Source organism: Neisseriaceae bacterium CLB008 (assembly GCA_041228285.1).
In the GTDB taxonomy this organism is placed as follows: Bacteria; Pseudomonadota; Gammaproteobacteria; order Burkholderiales; family Neisseriaceae; genus JAGNPU01.
In genome coordinates this window covers 2,935,195-2,954,844 of record CP166133.1, presented here as the reverse complement: position 1 = coordinate 2,954,844, position 19,650 = coordinate 2,935,195, and the positions used below count along the sequence as shown (strand labels likewise).

17 protein-coding genes are annotated in these 19,650 nt (G+C 54.0%); 14 read left to right on the top strand and 3 right to left on the bottom strand.

What is annotated here, in order from left to right:
• The first annotated feature begins 79 nt into the window (after positions 1-79).
• Genes ttrB through AB8Q18_13660 form a run of 3 tightly spaced genes read left to right on the top strand, consistent with a single transcriptional unit; the run spans position 80 to position 4,990 of the window.
• A complete protein-coding gene (gene ttrB / locus AB8Q18_13670; protein ID XDZ51205.1) occupies positions 80-814 on the top strand; it encodes a tetrathionate reductase subunit TtrB in 735 nt (244 codons plus the stop codon).
• Positions 811-1,890 (top strand): tetrathionate reductase subunit TtrC, encoded by a 1,080-nt coding sequence (gene ttrC / locus AB8Q18_13665; GenBank protein ID XDZ51204.1) that lies wholly within the window; start codon positions 811-813, stop codon positions 1,888-1,890. The genes ttrB and ttrC overlap by 4 nt, the downstream gene beginning before the upstream one ends.
• Positions 1,883-4,990 (top strand): tetrathionate reductase subunit A, encoded by a 3,108-nt coding sequence (locus AB8Q18_13660; protein ID XDZ51203.1) that lies wholly within the window; start codon positions 1,883-1,885, stop codon positions 4,988-4,990. Before ttrC ends, AB8Q18_13660 begins: the two co-directional genes overlap by 8 nt.
• Positions 4,991-5,043: 53 nt before the next feature.
• On the opposite strand, the gene AB8Q18_13655 is transcribed toward AB8Q18_13660, so the two are convergent.
• Positions 5,044-5,955 (bottom strand): LysR family transcriptional regulator, encoded by a 912-nt coding sequence (locus tag AB8Q18_13655; GenBank protein ID XDZ51202.1) that lies wholly within the window; start codon positions 5,953-5,955, stop codon positions 5,044-5,046.
• A gap of 106 nt (positions 5,956-6,061) precedes the next feature.
• Here AB8Q18_13655 and AB8Q18_13650 point away from each other — a divergent pair, with 106 nt between their 5' ends.
• A complete protein-coding gene (locus tag AB8Q18_13650) occupies positions 6,062-7,075 on the top strand; it encodes an NAD(P)-dependent alcohol dehydrogenase (GenBank protein XDZ51201.1) in 1,014 nt (337 codons plus the stop codon).
• Positions 7,076-7,259: 184 nt separating this feature from the next.
• Here the strand turns inward: AB8Q18_13650 and AB8Q18_13645 are convergent, their stop codons facing one another.
• Positions 7,260-8,630: a spinster family MFS transporter gene (locus AB8Q18_13645; GenBank protein XDZ51200.1), complete on the bottom strand. Its 1,371-nt coding sequence runs from the start codon at positions 8,628-8,630 to the stop codon at positions 7,260-7,262.
• Between the two features lie 616 nt (positions 8,631-9,246).
• On the opposite strand from AB8Q18_13645, the gene AB8Q18_13640 reads away from it, so the two are divergent.
• The 10 genes from AB8Q18_13640 to AB8Q18_13595 all read left to right on the top strand — a co-directional run bounded on the left by AB8Q18_13640 (position 9,247) and on the right by AB8Q18_13595 (position 17,354).
• Positions 9,247-10,401, top strand: coding sequence for an amidase (locus AB8Q18_13640; protein ID XDZ51199.1), 1,155 nt, complete (start codon positions 9,247-9,249; stop codon positions 10,399-10,401).
• A complete protein-coding gene (locus AB8Q18_13635; GenBank protein ID XDZ51198.1) occupies positions 10,398-11,561 on the top strand; it encodes an acyl-CoA dehydrogenase family protein in 1,164 nt (387 codons plus the stop codon). Before AB8Q18_13640 ends, AB8Q18_13635 begins: the two co-directional genes overlap by 4 nt.
• Before the next feature lie 17 nt (positions 11,562-11,578).
• Positions 11,579-11,938, top strand: coding sequence for a hypothetical protein (locus AB8Q18_13630; GenBank protein XDZ51197.1), 360 nt, complete (start codon positions 11,579-11,581; stop codon positions 11,936-11,938).
• A 16-nt stretch (positions 11,939-11,954) separates the two neighbouring features.
• Positions 11,955-12,500, top strand: a complete 546-nt coding sequence (locus tag AB8Q18_13625; protein XDZ51196.1) for a nuclear transport factor 2 family protein — start codon at positions 11,955-11,957, stop codon at positions 12,498-12,500.
• Between the two features lie 55 nt (positions 12,501-12,555).
• On the top strand, positions 12,556-13,833 hold the full coding sequence (locus tag AB8Q18_13620) for a Rieske 2Fe-2S domain-containing protein (GenBank protein XDZ51195.1): 1,278 nt from the start codon (positions 12,556-12,558) through the stop codon (positions 13,831-13,833).
• A gap of 11 nt (positions 13,834-13,844) precedes the next feature.
• Entirely contained in the window at positions 13,845-14,327 is a 483-nt protein-coding gene (locus tag AB8Q18_13615; protein ID XDZ51194.1) for an aromatic-ring-hydroxylating dioxygenase subunit beta, read from the top strand.
• 9 nt (positions 14,328-14,336) lie between these two features.
• Positions 14,337-15,089, top strand: a complete 753-nt coding sequence (locus AB8Q18_13610) for an SDR family NAD(P)-dependent oxidoreductase (GenBank protein XDZ51193.1) — start codon at positions 14,337-14,339, stop codon at positions 15,087-15,089.
• 28 nt (positions 15,090-15,117) lie between these two features.
• Positions 15,118-16,077, top strand: a complete 960-nt coding sequence (locus AB8Q18_13605) for a 2Fe-2S iron-sulfur cluster-binding protein (GenBank protein ID XDZ51192.1) — start codon at positions 15,118-15,120, stop codon at positions 16,075-16,077.
• 16 nt (positions 16,078-16,093) lie between these two features.
• Positions 16,094-16,597, top strand: a complete 504-nt coding sequence (locus AB8Q18_13600) for a flavin reductase (protein ID XDZ51191.1) — start codon at positions 16,094-16,096, stop codon at positions 16,595-16,597.
• A 295-nt stretch (positions 16,598-16,892) separates the two neighbouring features.
• Positions 16,893-17,354 carry a MarR family winged helix-turn-helix transcriptional regulator gene (locus AB8Q18_13595; GenBank protein XDZ51190.1) on the top strand — a complete coding sequence of 154 codons (462 nt, stop codon included), beginning with the start codon at positions 16,893-16,895 and terminating at the stop codon, positions 17,352-17,354.
• A 60-nt stretch (positions 17,355-17,414) separates the two neighbouring features.
• Here the strand turns inward: AB8Q18_13595 and AB8Q18_13590 are convergent, their stop codons facing one another.
• Complete coding sequence (locus AB8Q18_13590; protein ID XDZ51189.1) at positions 17,415-19,625, bottom strand: UvrD-helicase domain-containing protein; 2,211 nt, start codon at positions 19,623-19,625, stop codon at positions 17,415-17,417.
• Between the last annotated feature and the right edge of the window lie 25 nt (positions 19,626-19,650).

Sequence of the window (19,650 nt, the reverse complement as noted above, 5' to 3'; positions counted from 1 at the left end):
ACCACAATAGTATAAACCTAGGGATAAGACAAAATAAGGTAGATTGTGACTGAACGCAAGTTTGATTGAGGAGTAAGGCATGGACGTACTGAGACGGGGATTCTTGAAAAACATGGCCACGCTGAGCGCCGGCGCAGCGCTGGTGCCCTTGGCCGAGGCTGGCATGGGCGATCAGCCAGCCCGTCGTGAAGGCGATGCCAGCAAGCGTTATGGCATGCTGGTGGATTTACGTCGCTGCATCGGCTGCCAAGCCTGTACCGTCAGCTGTTCGGTCGAAAACCAAATGCCGCCAGGACAGTTTCGCACCACGGTGCGCCAATACCAAGTGGTGGAAGCAAAAACCGGGCGCGCCACCAACGTGGTGTTGCCGCGCTTGTGTAACCATTGCGACAACCCTCCTTGCATTCCGGTGTGTCCCGTGCAGGCCACGTTTCAACGTCAAGACGGCATCGTAGTGGTGGACAATAAGCGCTGCGTGGGCTGCGCTTATTGCGTGCAAGCCTGCCCCTACGAAGCGCGCTTCATCAATCACGATACAGGGACGGCCGATAAGTGTAACTTCTGCGCCCATCGTCTAGAAGCTGGCCTCCTGCCCGGCTGCGTTGAGTCTTGCGTGGGCGGTGCCCGCATCATTGGGGACTTAAAAGACCCCACCAGCACCATCAGCAAAATGCTCAAGACGCATCAAGCGCAGATTAAGGTACTCAAGCCCGAACAGGGCACGGTGCCGCAGGTCTTTTATTTAGGTTTGGACGATGCTTTTGTGAGCAATGTAAAAGGCCAAGCCATGTTGTGGGAGGAGGTACACGTATGATCCGCGAACTCATCGCTCAACCCCAGGAAATTGCCTGGCTGCCGTGGGCCGTCCAATATTTCTTTTTCATCGGCGTGGCCGCCTGCTGTGCCTTGGTGGCGATTGCTTGCCGCTGGGTTTATCGTGGCCAACGCTTAAAAACCGAATTGATCGCGCTGGCCATTGGCGCCAGTACCGGCATTGTGGGGCCGATCGCCCTGAGCGCCGACGTGCATCAACCAGGGCGGATTTGGCATTTTTATGCCCACGTTACCCCCTGGTCGTGGATGTCGATCGGGGCCTTTTTTGTGCCGCTGTTTGTGACCTTTTTGCTGGTGTATTTTGTGCTGCTTTTACGCCACATGAGCATGGGTAAGGCGCTACCCAAATGGTTGCGTTGGCTCCAGTGGGGGCGTTTCCAAGCGAGTCGTTATTTAGGCGTGGTGTCGCTGGCACTGTTGATTAGCACGGTGTTGGTGCTGCTTTATACCGGTAAGGAGGTCAACGTGCTGAAAGCGCAGCCGCTGTGGCACAGCCCTTGGCTGCCGTGGGTGCTGTTCTTGACCGCGCTGCAAACCGTGCCCATGTTGATTAACACCTGGTTTGCCTGGGCCAAGCAAGACGTCGACACCCGCTGGCTCAGCTGGTTGCAGGTGGGCGCCTTACTGGCGCTGATGGGCTGTATTTTGGCCTGGTTGTTGGGCGATAACCCTGCTGGTGCTGCCTTCCGTAGCCTGCCGGAGCAAGGTTCGGTGTGGTGGACCATAGGCCTAAGCCTCTTCGCCTACTGGGTACTGCTTTTGGGCTATGGCGTGGGCCAGCTCAGCGGCCGCGTGTCCTCACGGCCGTGGTTGAGTAGCGTGATGGCCTTGGCGGCATTGTCGTTGTGCTGGACCGTGCGCTGGGGCATCTTGATGCAGTCGCAAACCCTGCCGAAATATAACGTGTTTATTAATCCCTACGACTTACCTTGGGGCTTTGACGGCCTATTGGGGATTATGTCGACTTTTGGCCTGTGGTTAACCCTGTTAATCATCATCTGGGCCCTAGTCCAAGATTGGTTACCTGTATTGAATCGGAGTGCGCAACATGGCTAATTTAGACAAGAAAAAACGCTTATTGCTGAAGGGCGGCCTAGCCGCCGGCGGCGCTGTAACCTTTGCCGCAGGCTATAGCAAAACCGCTAAAGACATGGTGGTGGGCCTGGTAAAGGGCACATCTGCCGAGCCAACCCTAGACCGCATCACCGGCAACGCCTTAACCCCTGAAGGGCGCATCGGCGCCGCAGGCTGGGACAAAACCCGCGACCAAGTGGTGTCGCACACCCAATGTTTTGGCTGCTGGACGCTGTGTGGCCTGAGGGTGCGCGTGGACAAGCCGAATAATAAAGTGCTGCGGGTCATGGGCAACCCCTACCATCCGCTGTCGCACGACCATCATTTTGGCTATCAAACCCCGATTGCCGACGCCTTTCAACGGCTCGGTGGCGAAACCGGCCTAGAAGAGCGCTCAACCGCCTGTGCGCGTGGCGCCGCTATTTTAGAAAGTCTAGACAGCCCTTACCGCATCACCGAGCCGCTTAAGCGCGTGGGTAAGCGCGGTGAAGGCAAATGGCAGCGCATCAGCTTTGAGCAGCTGGTAGACGAAGTCGTCAACGGCGGTGATTTATTTGGCGAAGGCCACGTCGAGGGATTGAAAGCCATTCGCGACCTAGACACCTTAATCGATCCGGCCAACCCTGAGTTTGGGCCAAAGGCCAACCAGCTCTTGGTGTCTAGCGCTGGTGAAGAAGGCCGCGAGGTGTTTTTAAAACGCTTTGTGCAAAGCGCCTACGGCAGTAAAAACTTCGCCAACCACGGCTCTTACTGTGGTTTGGCCTACCGTTCAGGTTCGGGCGCCTTGATGAACGATCAAGACAGCAATAAGCATGCCAAACCAGACTGGGATCATCTCGAGTTTGGCCTGTTCATGGGCACCTCGCCAGCACAATCGGGCAACCCGTTTAAGCGTCAAGGCCGTCAGTTGACCAATGCGCGCCGCCGCGATGATTTTAGCTATGTGGTGATTGCGCCCAATTTACCGTTGAGCAACACTTTGGCCACCCCGAATAATACGTGGATTCCCATTCAGCCCGGCACCGACGTGTCGTTGGCGATGGCGATGATCCGCTGGATTTTTGACCACAATCGCTTTAACGCTGAATACTTGAGCCTGCCTAGCCAAGCGGCCATGGCAGAGCACAACGACAAAAGCTGGAGCAATGCCACCCATCTGGTGATCAGCGCTGCCGACCACCCTAAAAATGGCCATATGCTGCGCCTACAGGACGTGACCGGCGCCGAGCCAGGTATGGACGAAGAAGGCAAGCCGCTGGACAGCCCTGCGATGGTGAAAGACGCCGTCAGCGGCGCGATCCGCTCGGCCGAAGGCAGCGGCTTAGGCACTTTGTGGGTGGACGAAGCGGTGATCCTGGCCGACGGCAGTAGTGTGGCGGTGAAGTCTAGCCTGACCTTGCTGCGCGAATCGGCTAATCGCTTTAGCCTCGCCGAATACAGCCAACAGTGTGGTGTGTCGGTGGCCACCATCGAAGCTTTGGCTAAAAAGTTTACCAGCCATGGCCGTAAGGCGGCGGTGATCTCTCACGGCGGTATGATGAGCGGCAACGGGTTTTATTCTACCTGGGCCATCTTGATGCTGAACGTCCTCATCGGCAATATGAACTATAAAGGCGGCATGGGCGTCAGCGGCGGTAAGTTTAAAGAGTGCGTTGACGGCGCCCGCTACCACCTAGCCAGCTTTGACGGCATGGTGAAACCCAAAGGCATCTTGCTGTCGCGCGCCAAAAAAGCCTATGAAACCACCAGTGAATTTAAGGCCAAGCAGGCGGCAGGCACCAACCCGTACCCAGCCAAAATGCCTTGGTATCCGTTTGCCGGTGGCCAGCTGTCAGAAATGCTGGTGTCGGCCACCGAAGGCTATCCTTACCCGCTTAAAGCGTGGGTGAGCCACATGACCAATCCGGTATATGGCATGGCTGGCTTGAAAAATGGCGTAGTGGAGAAATTAAAAGACCCTAAAGTGTTGCCGCTGTTCGTGGCCGTCGACGCCTTTATTAACGAAACCACCGCTCTAGCCGACTACATCGTGCCCGACACCCATAACTTTGAAAGCTGGGGCTGGGCGGCCCCATGGGCGGGCGTACCGGCCAAGAGCAGCACCGCTCGCTGGCCCATTGTGACCCCAAAAACCGGCGTGACCGCCAGCGGCGACACCGTGGCTATGGAAAGCTTCATTATTGCCTTGGCCAAAAAAATGAGCCTGCCTGGCTATGGCGACAACGTGATTGCCGACGTTGAGGGCCAGCTGCATCCCTTGAACAACGCCGCCGACTTCTTCTTGCGCGCAGGCGCCAACGTGGCTTTTGATGGCGAACAGCCTGTGCCCGAAACCAATGCTGAAGAGCTATATTTGACCGGTGTCGACAGGTTGCTGCCCGAGATTCAACGCTGTTTGAAACCAGAAGAGCAGCTGCGGGTGGGCTATGTTTTGACTCGCGGCGGTCGCTTTGCGCCGAACGAAAAAGGGTGGAACGGTGACGGCATGGGCCCGCAGTGGTACCGTACCTTGCAGGTGTGGAATGAAAATGTAGGTAAGCAGCGTCACGCCATCAGTGGCGAGCAATACAGCGGCTGCCCCACCTATTACCCCACCCGTTTTGCCGATGGCTCAGACATGCGCAGCCATTATCCACAGCAAGAGTGGCCGCTGAAGCTGACCTCGTTTAAATCGCACCTGATGAGTAGCGGCAGCGGATCCGTCATGCGCTTACGCATGATTAAACCGTCCAATATCGTTGGCATCAGCGCCGTCGATGCGGCTAAGTGGGGCGTCGACAATGGCGACACGGTGAACATTGTGACCCCTAGCGGTAAAAAAGCCGCCGAGGTGAACGTGTTGGATGGGGTGATGCCTGGCGTTTTGGCCATTGAGCATGGCTATGGCCACACCGAAATGGGCGCCCGTACCCATTACGTTGATGGTCAAGCCTTGCCCAGCAATGCCTACATCGGTAGCGGTCTGAACCTGAACGACTTAGGCATCGTCGACCCAACCCGCAATGAACCATCGCCGTGGCTGGATTGGATTACCGGCGCCGTGGTGCGTCAAGGCATCCCCGCCCGATTGGAAAAAGTGTAAGTGAAGTAGCATCTGTGTTCGTGGTTTGATCCCAGCCTTCGGGCTGGGTTTTTTTATGTCCGCAACAGCTGCGTAGGCAGCTGTGTCACCAGGTGATCAACAGCGGCTCTGATTTTGAGGGGCAGATGAGGGTGCGGCTGCCACAGGGCGTGCACTTGAAAGTCGGTTGGCGAGGCCTGCGGCAGGAGTAAGGGGATAGCGTGTAATTGGCCCTTGGCTAAAGCTGTTTTGACCAGCCAGTCGGGCAGATAAGCGATGCCTAAGCCGCTGATGGCGGCGTCGGCAATGGCTTGAATGTCATCAAAATAAAAACGGGCCGGCTGAGGACGGCTCAGGTCATTAAACCATGGGCTGTTTAGGCTGCCGCGGCGATACATCAAGGCTTCGTGCTGATTGAGCTGATCTAGGGTCTTGGGTTCGCCGTGTTGGCTTAAATACTGGGGCGAGGCGCACAGCACCATACTGTAGGTGACTAGGTGACGGGCGACTAAATGGCCACTGTGCTCAAAGCCGCGATGGCGGATGACGAGGTCAAAGCCATCGGCATTGAGGTCAACGAAGCGATCGTTAAACGACAGCGTCAGCGCCAGCTGTGGGTGCTGTTGGGCTAAGTCGAGCAGCAGCGGTGCCACACACAGACGCCCAAACAGGACCGGCATTGACACCCGCAGCTGGCCTTTAACCGTTTGTTGGTCTTCATCGATTAAGGCTTGTGCCGCATTGAGTTCGGCGACGGCCCGTAGACAATGTTCATAAAAGAGGCTGCCTGCCTCGGTCAACCGCAGACTTCGGGTGGTGCGGTGAAACAGGCGCGCATTCAGTTGGGCTTCGAGTCGGCTAATGGTTTTGCCCACCGCCGAGCGCGACAGATGAACGCGTTCAGCCGCTTGGGCAAAGCTGCCGGCCTCAACGGCGGCGATAAAGACGGTAATGCCGCCGAGGTTAGGCGTGATGGGCGTGCTCATTGGTTCGTTTTTGTCCTCAATCTATGGTTTTATTGTCGCCACTGGCGTGTCTAGATCAACGATACACTGTTGTTTCCTTATTGACCATTACAGTAAAGGCATGAATATGAAACAGCAGATGCAACAATGGCGGCTCGCCAACAACGGCCTCGAACATTTAGCTCAGGTCGCCGCGCCGATCCCAGAGCCTGGCCCCGGCGAAGTCAGGGTAAAAGTCACCGCGGTGGCGCTCAACCATCGTGACCTCACCGTGATCAACGACTGGACGTGGCCATCGTTTCCGCTGGTGTTGGGCTCAGACATGGCGGGCGTTGTGGATAAACTGGGCTCAGGCGACAGCCCATATCAGATTGGCGACCGGGTGATTTCTAGCTTTACACCGTCTTGGCTAGACGGCAAGTTGACCGGCCTAGCCAGCGGCGGCATTAATCTCGACCTAGGCGGCGGCCTACAGGGTGTTTTGGCTGAATACATCGTCTTACCCGTCAGTGGCCTTGTGCCTGCGCCCACCACCCTAACCGACGTCGAAGCCAGCACCTTAACCTGCGCCGGCTTAACGGCTTGGTTTGCCCTGATTGAAAAAGGGGGTCTTAAAGCCGGTGATCGGGTTTTGATTCAAGGCACCGGCGGCGTGGCGCTGTTTGCCCTGCAATTGGCCAAGGCGCATGGCGCCGAAGTGTTCATTACCTCGGGTGATGCAGAAAAAGGCGCCCGTGCGCGTGCTCTAGGGGCCGATCATGTCTTAGATCGGCACGGCGATTGGGTGGCCGAAGTGTTGGCTTTAACCCACAATCAGGGGGTCGAACAGGTGTTGAACAATGTGGGCGGCGCCAATCTGGCGCAGGCCCTGAAGGTGGTGGCGGTGGAAGGCTATATCGCCATGATTGGGGCCATGGGCGACGATGACCTACGCGGTTCAGTGAGTCAGCTGTTGATCAAATCACCCACGATTAAAGGCATCCACGTCGGCCATCGTCGCGCCTTAGCCGATTTGGTTCAGGCCGTTGATGCCACCCACCTCAAACCGGTAATTGACAGCACTTATACCTGGGCGCAGCTGCCGGCAGCGCTAGCGCATTTGGCTCGTGGACCCTTTGGCAAAATTGTCATCACGTTATAAAGCTGCGCCTTCGTACAGAGCTTTCCTTTAGGGTGTAGGGTGGGTCGAGACCCACGCGCAGGTATGGTTAGTGTGATAGAAGCTTGGGATGGCTAGGTAGCTGTGTTTGACCCATCCTATGCCATTGTGATTGATTTGAAAAACGACCCTCATAGGGTCGTTTTTTTGTCTGCCGTGGCGGCGATTAAGTCGTACCGTGTTCTTTGGCCATACTGTCGCGAAAATGCCGACAGCCTTGCATCAGTAAGCCAATGGTTAATATGGAGGCCACCAGATTGACGATGGAGATTGAATGACCGACCAGCAGCGGTGAACCAAAGACATTGTCGGTAATCAAGGCTACGACGGTGGTGCCTACGCCAAGCCCGATGAGGTTGGATACCAATAAGAATAGGGCTGACACCTGTGCGCGTAATTGATTGGGTGCCAGTACCTGCATGGATTGAGCCGATGTGGATAAGGGAAAAGAGGCGAAAAACATGGCGATGGCCAAGAGGGTGAGTGAGAGGCCGAGGCTATCGACTTGAGTAAAAAAAATGGCCGGCAGCAGTAAGCCAATGCCACCTAAGTAGCCCGCTTTCAAACCGGCATCGGTGTGGCCTTTTTTGGTAAACCAATCAATCAACCAACCGCTAAAAAATACGCCACTGGTGTTGGCCACTAAGAGGGTGATACCCAAATAATAGCCAGTTTGGCTGGGACTGAGGCCAAAGTGGCGAATGTAAAATGCGGGCGACCAGCCCAAAAGGCTATATAGTGTCATGGCATAAAATGAAAAGCCTATGAAGTGATAAAAAAATGTTTTTCGGTGGCCGTTGATGAAGGCCAATGTACGGCCAAAGCTCGGCTTTATGGCTTGGCCTTGGGCGCCTATTTTCAGCCCTTGGCGTTGTGGGTCACGAATGGTGAAATACATCAAAACAGCTAAAAAGACGCCAGGTAAACCAACCATGATGAAGGTGGCCTGCCACGGCCGCATGCTGCCTAAAAGGGGCACCATGACGTTGTCTAAATCTTTAATTAGGCTGATGACGTAGCCGCCGATGAGAAAGGCGACACCGCCCCCAATAAATGCGCCTGTGGAGTAAATCGCCACCGCCCGTCCTAACTTGGCCTTGGGGAACATATCGGCAGCCATAGAATAAAATGCGGGGGAAAGTGCGGCTTCGCCGACGCCGACGCCCATGCGGGCTAAAAAGAGGTGGAGGAAGTTTTTGCTTAAGCCACAGGCTGCGGTGGCTAGGCTCCAGAACACCACGCCAATGGCCATGATTTTAGACCGAGAATAGCGATCCGCCAAAATGGCGATGGGTGCACCCATAAATGCGTAAAAAAGTGAGAAAGCAAGGCCACTGAGTAGGCTAAATTGAGTGTCACTGAGCTGTAAGTCTTGCTTGATGGGTTCAATCATTAGGGAAATGATTTGGCGATCCACAAAGGACAAAATGTAAGCAATCATACAAATAAACACAACATACCATTCATAGACATAGCGTTGGCGATTAGGGTTTGGCACCGCTGACCTTGGAGGCGTTTGGGAAGATTGGGTATTCATGGTTAATCCTCTATTGATGGGTATAGATTATTGTTTATGGGTGATTCGATGGACGAGCGAGCCCCTGACGCTGATGTGGCGTCATTGAGGTCGTGGTCAGTAAGGGGCTGCCGCAACGCTTGGGCGCACTGCTTTCAAACAACGGCACACGAGCGTTAAAGGGAAAGGGGTATAGCTCTTAGGCTTACGGCTGGGGAAGATGGGGCATGGTGTTCTCCTTGAGTAGGGTCTTCTCTTTTGTATGGCCGCGTCTGAATAAGGTATTCAGACGCGGTTTTTTTATGATCATTTGATGGTTCATCATGGACACAGACTTTAGCACCTGTTTCACAGCACTCTAGTCAAACACACTGTGTGAGTCAATAGAAAAAATAGGCAAATAATAAATAAAAATTACATGAATAATCTAGTAAATAAAAAAAGGGGCCTTGTCTTTGGTTTAAATGTTTAAATAATTTTATCTTGTTATTACATAAAGTTAACTTCATGAAAATAAATCTCAATTATATTGATTGACTTTTATCAAAAATATAATCAAACTAAAAATAGTTGAAAATTCACATAATAAAACGGTGCTTGAAACCCGATAAGCAGGCTAAGAATCAGAGGAGAAATAATGAATATAATGTCAAAGTCATTGGATTTGGGTGGGCCGTTGTGGACGGTCATGCTGAAGGACACCATTGACGTGGCTGGCCATGTCACCATGGCCAGCTCGCCAGCCTTAGCACAGGCGCCCGCTGCCACAGTACATGCCCCCATCGTGGCTCAGCTTTTGCAATCGGGTTGCCACATCATCGGTAAGGTTAATCTGCATGAATTAGCCTTTGGCACCACGGGCGTCAACCATTGGACGGGTACCGTCATTAACCCCCGTTTCCCTAAGCTCATTCCAGGAGGCTCATCAAGCGGCTCTGCCGCCGCGGTTGCAGCGGGCTTGGCCGACATCAGCATCGGTACCGACACCGGTGGCTCTATTCGCATTCCGGCCTGCTGCTGTGGCGTATATGGACTGAAGCCCACTTTTGGCCGCATTGCGCATCAGGGCGTTATGCCTGAGCAAACCAGCCTAGACGCCATTGGGCCATTGGCCGACAGCATGCCGATGTTGGTCAATGCCATGACTGCACTTGACCCTAGTTTTCAGGGTCTGCCCATGATTCACCACTTTACCGTTGCCGTTGTCACGGTGGCGGCCAGCCCTGAAGTGGGCGATGCCGTGGCCCACGCCTTGGCACGGCTAAATGTGCCGCAAACCCCGGTGACGCTGGAACAGTTGGGTGAGGCTTACGATGCTGGTATGACCATCATTAACCATGAAGCGTGGCAGAGCTGCGGTCACCTGGTGGCTTCTGGTTTAGTGGGTATTGACGTGGCGCAACGCTTATTGAAGGCGCAGCACACTACGGTAGCCGCGGTGGCCGCAGCCGAAGCGATCAGGGTGAGCTTTAGTGCCGCCGTCGATGCCTTATTACAGCAATATGATGTCATTGCGTTGCCAACCATGCCTGATGTGCCCGTGGCGGTTGCGGATGCCGATGATTTGGCCGCGCTGTTGGGCATGACCGCTTTGGTACGGCCCTTTAATTTATCAGGACACCCAGCTATTTCACTGCCACTTTTAAGCGCCAATGGTCTACCTGTTGGATTGCAGCTGGTGGGTGTCAAAGGGCAAGACGAGCGCCTGTGCGCCATTGCCAGCAGTATCGCTGAACAACTCAACCTCAAGCCTCATCAAGCCATGGCTCAAACTCAGAGGAGCGCCTCATGAATACCTTATTAGAACAGACTGCGTTGCCAACAAAGGCCAGCCAGTTACCTGACTTATTGATTGATATTCGTCGTCGCGCGCAGAACGATGAATTTGATGCTCAGGCCTGTATTTCACCAGACGTGATTGAGCAGTTTAAGCACATTGGCGTGTACCGTGCTTTGGTGCCGAAATGTTTTGGTGGTGAAGAATGGACGCCGATGCAGTTTTGTACGCTCATCGAACAGCTTTCCTGCGCCGATGGCTCTGCGGGGTGGGTAGCCAGTTTTGGCATGAGCCCCGCCTATTTAGGCGTGTTGCCCGAAGCCACGTTAAGCCAGATTTATGCCCAAGGCCCTGATGTGGTGTTTGCCGGTGGTATTTTTCCCCCTCAGCCAGCGGTGACGGTAGCAGGAGGCTATCGGGTCAGCGGTCGCTGGCAGTATTCCAGTGGCTGTAAGAGCGCCGACATCGTGGGCGTGGGCATTAGCCCCGTTAAAGCCGACAACAGCTTAGGCCTACCGCATATGGCCGTGCTGCCACGGGCGCAAATTGAGATTGAAGAAACCTGGGACACCGTTGGTTTAAAAGGTACGGGCAGCCATGACTTGGTCGTGAACGACGTGTGGGTGGCTGAAGATTGGACCATGGTGCGCGGGTCGGCATCGACGCGCCCAGAGCCTTTTTTCCGTTATCCAGCGCTGTCGTTTGCCACCCAGGTGCTGTCGGTGGTGGCTTTAGGCATCGCCCGAGCGGCCATCGACGAGCTGGTGACGATGTCGGCCAATAGCCGCTCCATCACGGGTGGGCCCAGTATGGGTCAGCGCCCGCTGACCCAGTTTAACGTGGCGCAAGCCGAAGCCGATTGGCGCGCCGCGCGCAGTTGGTTTTATGAAGCGATGAGCCTTGCCTGGGACAGTGTTTTGGCCGGAGACGCCGTGAGCCCAGAGCAGATCAACGCCCTGCGTCTGTCTTCTACCCACGCCACCCGCGTGGCGGCCAAAGTCAGCCGAGACATTCAGCTGCTGTCAGGCATGGCGGGTATTTATCGTAACCACCCCTTAAGCCGCTACGTCAACGATACCAATGTGATTACCCAACATGCCTTTATGGGCGACTTAACCTATCAAAACGCCGGCGCCATGCTGTTTGGGCAAGTGCCTTTAGGCGGCTATTTATAACCTTGAGGAGCATAGAAATGACACCCAAAAATACCTTACGCGTGCTGTTGTGTATGGGCATTAACCAGAATTTTTTTGATGCGCCAACGGCCGAGGCCAAAGACGTGTGGGCCGCTTTTGGCGACATGTGGCAAGGCGTGCATGAGCTGCCAGGGGTCACCGTCTTGGGCAATATGGACGACGACCGTAGCATGGTTGGCCCCAGCACGGGCGCGCCTTGGACCACCTATATCTTGGCAGACTTTCCCGATTTAGACACCGTCCATCAGGCTTGTAATTTATTTCGCACCACGGCCGTAGGCGACGGGACTTATCGGCTTTGGAAATACTGCAAGGTTGAAGCCCGCGTTGGGCGCGAGCTCATCATTCAACGTTAGTGTCAAAGGAGCCATGATGGACAGCGCCTTAGCCCCTATTTTACAGCGCCTGCACCGTTTAGAAGCCGCCGCTGCCAGCCGTGCCTGCTTGACCCGCTATATGCAGCTATGTGACGAGCTCACCGACGCGACGCCCTGGTCAGAGTTGGCTAATTTATTTGCACAAGAAGCCGTTTGGGAAGGGGTGGGCGCTCGCTATTCGGCAACCTTTGGGCGTCATGAAGGCAGAGCCGCCATTATGGCCATGTTGCAAAGCTACGTGGCTGGGTCGACTCATTTTCAGATGAATGCGCATTTTTTAACCTCAGAACACATTGTGTTAAACGAGGCAGGTGATCAGGCTTTTGGCCATTGGCTGATGTTACAAACCTCGCGCTTTCACGATGGGCGCTCACACCTGACCAGCGCGCAGCTGTCGGTGCGGTTTATTCAAGAAAACGAGCGCTGGTGCATGAGCCAGTTTCAAACCAAAAATATTTTTAGTCGTCCCATCAGCGCCTGGGACAGCGACACGGCTTTAACCGTACCGGCTATGGCCGTCAGCCAGCCGTCACGATCATAACAAGCCTTTTATGGCATGAATACCATGTCTGCTAAGGGCAAGAAGGAGAGAAACCATGAGTGAATTAACCCTGAACGCCATGTCTTGTGGCACACGCTATGAATCGTTGGTGCAGTTTGATCGCGTTCATACCTCGCTTTATACCGAAGCCGAGATCTTTAAGGACGAAATGGATAAGGTGTTTGCCAACACCTGGGTGTGGGTGGGCCACGACAGCGAGATTCCCGAGTCCGGCAGCTATAAAACAGCCTTTGTTGGCCAGCAGCCAGTGATTTTGGTGCGTGACCGTAAAAAAAACGTGCACGTGCTGTTAAACCGTTGTCGCCACCGTGCCGCCACCGTGTGTGAGCATAAAAAAGGCAAAACCAACAGTTTTGTGTGTCCTTACCACGGCTGGAGCTATGCCCTAGATGGCTCTTTGCGAGGGGTGCCGCATCCAGAAAGCTATGCCGACCTACTGGACAAAGACCAGCTGCCTTTGGTGAGCCTAAAGGTTGAGTCGTATCAGGGCATGATTTTCGCCACTTTTAAAGACGACATCGAATCGCTGAGTGACTACTTGGGCCCCGCCAAAAAGTGGATGGATTTGTTCATGAAGCAGGGCGCAGGCTATCCGATTAAGGTCAGCGGCGAGCATCGCTTTCGTTTTCCAGGGAACTGGAAGATTCAGTTAGAAAACACCACCGATGCCTATCACTTCCCCCTGGTACACAAATCATTTTTGTCTTCGGTGGATGAAGAAACCATGAAGCTGTTTGATTTTGTTGAAGGGCCCGGCTACGTGGAAGACCTTGGCAATGGCCACAGTGTGATGGTGATGATTCCTGATCTGGTTGATTTAGAGGCCGATTTGGCGCGACCGATTCCCGAGCGCTTTGAAGATTTGGCCAACGAGTTACGCAGCGAAGGGCATGAGGAGGCACAGGTGCGCAGAATCGTTCGTGCCGTCGGCGGTTCAGGCTTTAACCTGAATATTTTCCCAAATATTGCCTGCTCGATGGCTTTTTTCCGAATGTTACAACCGATTAGCGTGGATGAAACCGAAATTCATCACTATGCGCTGACCATGGACGGCGGCCCAGCCGCAGCCAATCGTTATCGCTTGCGCCTGCATGAACATTTCCAAGGGCCCTTGGGCTTCGGTACCCCAGACGACTCAGAGGCCTGGGAAAGGGTGCAAAGAGGGGCATCGGCGGGTAAAGACTTATGGATTATGTTACACCGTGGCCTGCCGGGTGAAGTGAAGACAGAAGATGGGTTAAAGAGTGACGTCAGTGCCGAAACCGGCATGCGTTCAGCCTACCAGCAGTGGAAAAAATTGATGTCGGTGTAAAGGATAAAGACATGAACACACAGTTATTAAATGAAGCCAGCGCATTTATTTGGCAAGAAGCCGATATGTTAGATCATGGTGAATTTCAGCCGTGGTTAGATCTATGGACGAAAGAAGGCGTGTACATCATCCCCATCGACCCGACCGAGACCGACCATGAGAATCATTTGAATTACGCCTACGACGATCACCACATGCGTAGTCTCAGGGTACAGCGGCTCAATAGCGGTGAGTCAATCTCGGTGGCCCCGCGCGCGATTACCGTGCGCCACGTGTCCCGATTTCGGATATTGGCCGACAAAGACGGCGTGGTGACGGTACGCTGCGCGCAAAGCCTGCGCGAATACCGTAAAGAAAGGCTCAAGCATTACACCGCCGACGTGCTGTTTGAGCTGGTGCGGGATCAAGAAGGCTCAGGCTTTAAGATCCAGCGTAAGGTCATTAACCTAATTAACGCAACCGATACCCTAGCGGGCATAGGCTATATTTTATAAGGGGGCGTTATGGCTCAAATTGCATTGGTGACGGGCGCCGCTGCGGGATTGGGCGAGGTGATCGCACAGACCTTATTACAGCAAGGGTTTTATGTGGTTTTTACCGATAAAGACGTTGTGGCGGCACAGGCCAGTGCAGCGCGTGCCGCCGCCCAAGTCGGGGTGGGCCCAGCGGCCGTTTTGGCTTTGGCCTTAGACGTCACTCAAGCCGCTGACTTTGAGCGGGTTCTGGCCGAAGTGTTGGCTCAGTGGGGCGATTTACATGTGGTGGTGAACAATGCGGCCATGACGCAAACCACCAAGGTGATGGCGATTAGTGCGGCGGAATTTGATCAGGTCACTCAGGTGAACCAGCGCGGGACGTTCCTAGCCTGCCAGTGTTTTGGCCAGTATTTAGCCAGCCAAGGCTATGGGCGCATCGTCAACATGGCGTCTTTGGCCGGCCAAAATGGCGGTACCGCCACCGGCGCTCATTATGCCGCCAGTAAGGGCGCCATCATTACCCTGACCAAAGTGTTTGCCAAAGAGTGGGCCGCCAGCGGCGTCACCGTTAATGCCGTGTCGCCAGGGCCCATGGACTCTCCAGCGGTGCATCGTGCCGTACCGACCGAGCAGTTGGCCAATATTGTGCAGCATATTCCCGTACTGCGTTTGGGTGACATGGCTTTTGTTGGCCAAACGGTGGCTCTCTTGGCAAGCCCCGCCGCCGGCTTTACCACCGGCGCCACGTGGGACATTAACGGTGGCCTGTGGATGCGCTAACACCCTAAACAGAGAGAGGAGTAGGTGAGTGAGAGATGACCTATTAACCGTGGTGGTCAAAAAAAGTGAGCTGCAAGGCCATAACGTGCTGGTGTTGGAATTGGCTGATGTGGCAGGGGCGCCTTTGCCGCTGGCCGAAGCGGGTGCCCATATCGACGTTCATTTGGCCCATAATTTGGTGCGTCAATATTCGCTGTGCCACGATCCGCTAGATCAGCAGACCTATCGCTTAGGGGTGTTGAAAGACCCTCAATCACGCGGCGGCTCGGTGGCGGCACATGCCGCACTGCGAGTGGGGCACCAGATTCAAATTAGCCCACCGCGTAATTTGTTTGCGTTACACGCAGAGGCCCAGCATACGGTTTTGATTGGCGGCGGGATTGGGGTCACCCCCATGATCGCGATGGCTTACAGCCTGTGGCATCAAGGCAAATCATTTGAGTTGCACTACTGCGGCAAGGATCAAACACAGTGTGCGTTTATTGATGAGCTGGCGCAAGCACCCTTCAAAAACCATGTACAAGGCCATTTTAAAGCACAAGGAGGTGATCATCGCCAAGCCTTGCGACAGATGTTTTTGACCCCTCAAAAAGAGGCCCATGTTTATGTGTGCGGGCCGGTCGGGCTGATGCAGTGGGTTGAGGCAGAAGCCTTAGCAGCAGGTTATGAACCCGAACGTATTCATCAAGAATATTTTCAAGTAGACGCAGACCTTAGCGGCAGCGCCTTTGAAATAGAGGCCAAGCGTAGCGGCCTCATCATTCAGGTGGGCGCAGATGAAACCATTGTGGCGGCCTTGGCCAAACACCATATTGAGGTTGAAGTGTCGTGTGAGCAGGGGATTTGTGGTACCTGCCTGTGTGACGTGCTTGAGGGCGAACCCGAGCACAGAGACGTGTATTTAACCGACGAAGAAAAGCAAGACAATGATCAAATCATGTTGTGCTGTTCCCGAGCCAAATCAGCCCGATTGGTGCTCGACATTTAAAATGAAAGGAATGTCTATGGACGCGTTAAAATTTCGTGACGCCATGTCTTTTTTAAGTGGGGCGGTCAACATCATCACCACCAATGGGCCTTCTGGCCGTTATGGTTTTACCGCCTCGGCGGTGTGCAGCGTCACCGACCAGCCGCCTACGTTGCTGGTGTGTATGAACAATGGTTCAGCCTCGCATGCCCATTTTAAAAATAATGCCTTTTTAGGCGTGAATGTTTTACGTGCTGGCCATGAAGTCATTTCGCAGGCCTTTGCTAATCGTCACATCAGTATGGAAGAGCGTTTTTCTGTGGGTGACTGGGACGTTTTGCAAAGCGGTGCACCGACCTTAATCGAAGCTTTGGTGAATTTTGACTGCCGCATCGTGGCCTGCCATGAAGTGGGTACCCACACGATTTTTTACGCAGAGGTGCTGGATCTGCGCTGTGGCGGCCAAAGTGATCGTCAGCAAGGTTTGGTGTATTTCAACCGCTGCTATCACCACGTCGGTAAATTGATTCACGCCGGCTAGGCCTTTCGCCAACGGGTGGTTAGCCCAATCCGATCACTTTAAATCTTAATGCTCAATTTTTGAACCGGGAGTAGTGGTTGGGTTGATTTGTGCTGGATCGGGATATCTCAGCGAGCGCTCAATACAACGATTGATGAACGCTGAGCATGACTTTCTCCCCCTCGGTCGGTTGATGCTGGTCGAGGTTTTTTTTCGCCCATGAGGGCGCTGGATTTACGTGAATATTCAAGAAATATTGGTGGCGGTTCGACGCTTTGGCCTATAATAAAGACTATTATTTTTGCGCTAGGTCATCATGAAAAATAAAACGCCCACTTCTTTTAACGACCCTGAATATGATTTAGAAGATTTTCCATTTTATTGGATCTCACGCGTCAACGGTCGCTATGTACAAGCCATAGAAGAGTCTCTCAAGGCTCTGGATTTAGATAATTCTCGCCGCCGCGTTCTGGTGGTTTTGTCTAAGCGCGATAATGTGAGTATTTCTGACATTGTCGATCACACCATCATGAAAATTTCTACGGTCACGAAAATCGTGTACCGTTTAAAGGACGACGGTTTGGTGGATACCTATAGCTGTCCTGATGATGCACGCATCACGCGGGTGCAACTGACAGACAAAGGGGCGGCCATTGTGGCTCAGGTGAATGACGCCTGCGCGCGCGTGTTGAGCCATAGTTTTGAAGGCTTAACCAAGATTCAGCTGGCACGCTTAAATACCATGTTGATTAAGTTATTTGAGAATTTAGCCGATTAGGCCTACGCCACTGCAACGATAAAACCCCAGACTAGGTCTGGGGTTTTATTGGTTTGAAGCTTAAACGGCCTCTAGGTTGGCGTACTGGGTGTCTAGCCACTTCACCCCTTCGCGGCCGAAGTTAATGTGGAGTTTGGCGCTGTCTCCATTAGCCTCGGCATCGATGATGACACCGGTGCCGAACTTGGCGTGGCGCACGTTTTGGCCAATCTCAAAGCCGGCGTAGATTTGGGTTTGTTTGAGGTTTTTGGCCAGTGCCGTCGTTTGGGTGCGCGGTTTTTGATAGGGGTTGGTGTAGGCCACGTCGGCGTGGTCATAAGTGGCCGAGGTTTTGTGTACCAAAACAGGGGGGATCTCATCAATAAAGCGTGATAAGAGGCCGAAGTGGGTCTTGCCGTGCAGCATACGCTGCTGGGCAGCGCTTAAATACAGCCGCTTGCGCGCGCGGGTGATGGCCACATACATCAGCCGGCGCTCTTCGGCGAGGCCGCCGTGTTCGGCTAGGCTGTATTCGCTGGGAAAGAGACCCTCTTCGAGGCCGGTTAAGAACACGGCGTCAAATTCCAAGCCTTTGGCGGCGTGGATGGTCATCATCTGTAAGGCTTCTACGCCTTCAATGGCTTGATGTTCGCCCGACTCTAAGGCGGCATTGCTTAAAAAAGCCAACAGCGGCGACACCGGTTCGGTGCTTTCGGCCTCGGGCGCTTCAAACATGACGTCGTTGGGGTCAAAGGTGGTGGCCGCGCTGATTAATTCGTTTAAGTTGTCTAGGCGATCCTGGCTTTCTTTGGGATTGTTTTCGTAAAAACCGTATAAGCCTGATTGATGAATCACCTCACGCATTAAGTCTGGCAAGATGCTGCTTTGGGCGACTTGTTTGAGGGCGTCGACCAATAAAATAAACGCGCCTATTTTAGAGGCTGGCTTGTTTTGCGCCTGCATGCAGGCGGCCTGCCACAGCGACACGCCGTGGGTTTGGGCCAGCGCCTGTAGGGCCTCGACCGAGCGGGTACCGATGCCGCGTGCGGGCACGTTGATCACCCGCAGTAGGGCGTTGTCGTCGTGTTCGTTGGCCACGAGGCGCAAATAGGCCAGGGCGTGTTTGATCTCTTGGCGCTCGAAGAAGCGTAGGCCGCCATAGATTTTGTACGGAACGCCAGCGCGGAATAGGATTTGCTCAATCACTCGCGATTGGGCGTTGCTGCGGTAGAGGATGGCCATATTGCTTAAGGCCCAGCCTTCGCGCTCGAGGCTCTTGGCTTCGTCACAAACCAGCTGTGCCTCTTCAAAATCATTATTGGCAAAATGCAGGCGGATTTTCTCGCCGTCACCGGCTTCGGTGTGCAGATTTTTACCTAAACGGTCATCATTGTGCTCGATCACCGCATTGGCGGCGGCCAGAATGTTGCCGACGCTACGGTAGTTTTGCTCGAGTTTGATCGGCGCCTCAATATTGAATTCACGCATTAAGTCGTTCATATTGCCGACGTTGGCGCCGCGAAACGCGTAGATGCTTTGGTCATCATCACCCACGGCAAACAAGGCGGTATTCGGGCCAGCCAGCAGCTTCAGCCACTTATATTGTAGTTTATTGGTGTCTTGAAATTCGTCCACCAGAATGTGGCTGAAACGATTTTGGTAATGGGTGCGTAACGGTTCGTTGTTGACCAAAACTTCGTAGCTACGCAGCAGCAGTTCAGAAAAATCCACCACGCCTTCGCGTTGACACTGTTGATCGTAGACGTCAAACAGCTGAATCATCAGCTTCATATGGGCGTCGGGCGCTGACAGCATGCTGGCGCGAAAGCCAGCTTCTTTTTGGCTGCTGATGAAGCCTTGTAGGCTACGCGGCTGGACTTTGTCTTCTGACACTTGATGTTCTTTTAGCAAACGCTTAATCATCGATAGCTGATCTGAGCTGTCTAGAATTTGAAACGTGCTGGGTAGGTTAGCGTCTTTGGCGTGTAGGCGTAAAAACCGATGGCACAGGCCGTGAAACGTGCCCATCCACATGGCCCGTACGTTAAACGGCACCATCGCTCCCAGTCGGGCCTGCATTTCCTTGGCGGCCTTATTGGTAAAGGTTACGGCCAAAATGCTGTGGCTACTGGCGCGGTGGTTGTGCAGCAGCCAGGCAATGCGGGTGGTCAGCACCCGAGTTTTGCCGCTGCCGGCGCCGGCCAACACGAGGCAGGGTTCGTCTGGCCAAGTAATGGCGGCCAGCTGTTGATCATTAAGGTTGGCGAGTAGGGAGGGATTGGGCGTATTCATCAGGCTATTGTAGCGTAAAAATAGC

Bases quoted from the DNA above. Each gene is read 5' to 3' on its own strand.
- AB8Q18_13635 (XDZ51198.1), top strand. From the start codon at position 10,398: ATGAATACCTTATTAGAACAGACTGCGTTGCCAACAAAGGCCAGCCAG.
- AB8Q18_13660 (XDZ51203.1), top strand. From the start codon at position 1,883: ATGGCTAATTTAGACAAGAAAAAACGCTTATTGCTGAAGGGCGGCCTA.
- AB8Q18_13640 (XDZ51199.1), top strand. From the start codon at position 9,247: ATGAATATAATGTCAAAGTCATTGGATTTGGGTGGGCCGTTGTGGACG.
- ttrC (XDZ51204.1), top strand. From the start codon at position 811: ATGATCCGCGAACTCATCGCTCAACCCCAGGAAATTGCCTGGCTGCCG.
- AB8Q18_13610 (XDZ51193.1), top strand. From the start codon at position 14,337: ATGGCTCAAATTGCATTGGTGACGGGCGCCGCTGCGGGATTGGGCGAG.
- AB8Q18_13620 (XDZ51195.1), top strand. From the start codon at position 12,556: ATGAGTGAATTAACCCTGAACGCCATGTCTTGTGGCACACGCTATGAA.
- AB8Q18_13600 (XDZ51191.1), top strand. From the start codon at position 16,094: ATGGACGCGTTAAAATTTCGTGACGCCATGTCTTTTTTAAGTGGGGCG.
- AB8Q18_13645 (XDZ51200.1), bottom strand. From the start codon at position 8,630: ATGAATACCCAATCTTCCCAAACGCCTCCAAGGTCAGCGGTGCCAAAC.
- AB8Q18_13625 (XDZ51196.1), top strand. From the start codon at position 11,955: ATGGACAGCGCCTTAGCCCCTATTTTACAGCGCCTGCACCGTTTAGAA.
- ttrB (XDZ51205.1), top strand. From the start codon at position 80: ATGGACGTACTGAGACGGGGATTCTTGAAAAACATGGCCACGCTGAGC.
- AB8Q18_13650 (XDZ51201.1), top strand. From the start codon at position 6,062: ATGAAACAGCAGATGCAACAATGGCGGCTCGCCAACAACGGCCTCGAA.
- AB8Q18_13590 (XDZ51189.1), bottom strand. From the start codon at position 19,625: ATGAATACGCCCAATCCCTCCCTACTCGCCAACCTTAATGATCAACAG.
- AB8Q18_13595 (XDZ51190.1), top strand. From the start codon at position 16,893: ATGAAAAATAAAACGCCCACTTCTTTTAACGACCCTGAATATGATTTA.
- AB8Q18_13630 (XDZ51197.1), top strand. From the start codon at position 11,579: ATGACACCCAAAAATACCTTACGCGTGCTGTTGTGTATGGGCATTAAC.
- AB8Q18_13615 (XDZ51194.1), top strand. From the start codon at position 13,845: ATGAACACACAGTTATTAAATGAAGCCAGCGCATTTATTTGGCAAGAA.
- AB8Q18_13655 (XDZ51202.1), bottom strand. From the start codon at position 5,955: ATGAGCACGCCCATCACGCCTAACCTCGGCGGCATTACCGTCTTTATC.